The 251-nt window shown below is 58.2% G+C and carries 1 protein-coding gene; it reads left to right on the forward strand.

The features are described 5' to 3' along the window. Positions 1-86: 86 nt before the first annotated feature. A partial coding sequence (locus ACK8OU_RS20590) for a transposase (protein WP_410305185.1) occupies positions 87-251 on the forward strand: 165 nt, incomplete at its 3' end.

Genomic DNA, 251 nt, shown 5'->3' on the forward strand with positions numbered 1-251 from the left:
GTATCTGTCCGGTTTCCCCGCTCTGACGACGTGATGGAGTGCCTGCTAGATGTCCACCATCGGAAGTGGACATCTTGAGGTAAGCGATGGCGGGCAAGAAGGGCCAGAAGAAGCGGGTCTGGTCAGACGAAGAGAAGCTGTCGATCTGCGCGCAGGCGCGGGTTTCTGGTGTCTCGGTTGCGCAGGTTGCGCGGCGCTACGCGATGAACACCAACCTGATCCATAAATGGCTTCGCGATCCTCGGTTTACA

This window comes from Pontitalea aquivivens, assembly GCF_046507575.1.
Lineage (GTDB): Bacteria > Pseudomonadota > Alphaproteobacteria > Rhodobacterales > Rhodobacteraceae > Pontitalea > Pontitalea aquivivens.